The 2152-nt window shown below is 75.7% G+C and carries 2 protein-coding genes; both read right to left on the minus strand.

What is annotated here, in order from left to right:
• A partial coding sequence (locus HUW36_RS31505) for an MFS transporter (RefSeq protein WP_174531402.1) occupies positions 1-1173 on the minus strand: 1173 nt, incomplete at its 3' end.
• Positions 1174-1374: 201 nt separating this feature from the next.
• On the minus strand, positions 1375-2152 hold a 778-nt coding region (locus HUW36_RS31510; RefSeq protein WP_174531403.1), incomplete at its 5' end, for an FAD-dependent oxidoreductase.

Genomic DNA, 2152 nt, shown 5'->3' on the forward strand with positions numbered 1-2152 from the left:
CGCCACGGCGCTGACCGTGCCGGCCAGCACCAGCGTCTGGCGAGGGCCGGCGTGCTCGGCGAGCCAGCCCAGCAACGGCGCGCCCACGGCGGCGGCGACCGAACCGGTCACCGCGAGCGCCGCCAGCACCCGCCCGCGCATCGCGTAGTCGGTGTCCAGCTGTGCCCGCGCCCCGACCGTGGTGTCGATGACCACGGCCGCCGCCGCCACCGGCAGGATCACCGCGGCGAAGCTCGCCGTGCCCGGCGCCAGCCCGGCCACGATCTGCAACGTGCTGGCGAGCAGTCCCGCGCCCACCAGCACCGCGTAGCCCAGCTCGGCGCGGCGGGCCGCGACCAGCGCGCCGAGCACCGTACCCACGGCGAAGACGGTGGACAGGAAGCCGTAGCCGGACGCGCCGCCGCCCAGCGGGCCGTCGCTCATCGCCGCCATGGTCACCTGGTAGTTGCGGCCCAGGCTGCCCAGCACGAACGACAGCGCCAGCGCGACAAGCACCACCGGCTGCCCCAGCAGGTAGCGGAAACCGGCTCGAATGCCGCCGCCCGCCGGGCCCGCGTCGGCCGCTTCCGGCCCGCCGGCGTGCCGCTCCCCCTCGCGTACGGCCAGCAGCGCGGCCACGACCGCCACGAAGCTGGCCGCGTTGACCGCGAACAGCAGCGCCGGGCCGACGGCGGCGACCACCACGGCGCCCACGCTCATGCCGAGGATCCGCCCGGCGGAGTTGGTCAGCGAGCCGAGCGCGAGCGCGTTGCCGAGGCTGTCCCGGTCCACCAGGGTGGAGGCCCAGCGGCCCATCACCGGCCCCTCGATCGCCGACACCGCGCCGGTGGCCAGTGAGATCGCGTAGACGGCCGGCAGACCGCCGGCGCCGGTGAGCGCGACCACGGCCAGGCCGGCGGCCAGCACCGCGTGTGCCGCCTGCGCGGTGACCAGCAGCGGCTTGGCCGGCAGGCGGTCGGCCAACGCGCCGCCCCACACGCTGAGCAGCAGTGTGGGCAGCGCCTGGAGCAGGACGGTGAGGCCCATCGAGGTGGCGGAACCGGTCTCCGCCAGGACGAACCAGTTGACCCCGAGCACCTGCATCCAGGTGCCGGTGACCGACACGAAGCCGGCGGCCGCCCAGATCCGGTAGTTCCGGTGGCGCAGCGCGGCGAACGTGGCGCCGAGAGCCACGACGTCCTCCCCGTTGTCGACGGCGACATGACGAAGGCCGGACCCTCGTGAGGTCCGGCCGGTCGACAAGTCTGGCCGCGGAGGACTACTCGCGGCGACAGTTGGTGGCAGGTGTCACCCGGCGACCCGGCTTGCCGCAGGCGTTAAAAGGGGCCCCCTGCTCTACCGGAGGCGTTAACAGGGGGCCCTTCCTTACACCGCTCAGCGGGCGGCGAGTGGCTGTCGGGCCGGGTCGACCGGGGCGGGCAGCTCGCCCACCCCGCCCAGGTACGCGTGGATGGCCGCCGCGGCGGCCCGCCCCTCGGCGATCGCCCAGACGATCAGCGAGGCGCCCCGGTGCATGTCCCCGGCGACGAAGACCCCGTCGGCGTCGGTCTGCCAGTCGGGGCGGGCGTCGACCGCGCCCCGGCCGTTGCGGGTCACCCCGAACTGGGTCAGCAGCGGCTGTTCCTCGGTGCCCTCGAAGCCGATGGCGAGCAGCACCAGGTCGGCCGGGATCTCCCGCTCGGACCCGGGCAGCGGGGTGACGATGCGCCGGCCGTCGACCTTCTCCACGGTCACCTCGGCGATGCGGACGGCGCGTACCTGCCCGGTGCCGTCGTCCACGAACTCCTGCACCGCCACCGCGAAGACCCGCTCCCCGCCCTCCTCGTGGGCCGGGTAGGACCGCAGCACCCACGGCCAGGTCGGCCACGGGTCCCGCGCGCCGTCCCGCTCCGTCGGAGGCTGCGGGTAGAGGTCGAGCTGGTGTACGCCGGCCGCGCCCTGCCGGTGGGCCACGCCCAGGCAGTCCGCGGCGGTGTCGCCACCGCCGATGATCACCACATGCTTGCCGGCCGCGTCGATGGGCGTGCCGTCGGGCAGCACGGCGAGGGCGGGCCGCCCGTCACCCGCGACCGCCACCACCCGGTTCGCGGCCACCAGGTGCGCCATCGCCTGGTGCACGCCGCGCAGCGCCCGCCCCGGGGTGCCCGGGGTG

The sequence above is a fragment of the Micromonospora maritima genome (assembly GCF_902825405.1).
GTDB classification, from domain to species: domain Bacteria; phylum Actinomycetota; class Actinomycetes; order Mycobacteriales; family Micromonosporaceae; genus Micromonospora; species Micromonospora maritima.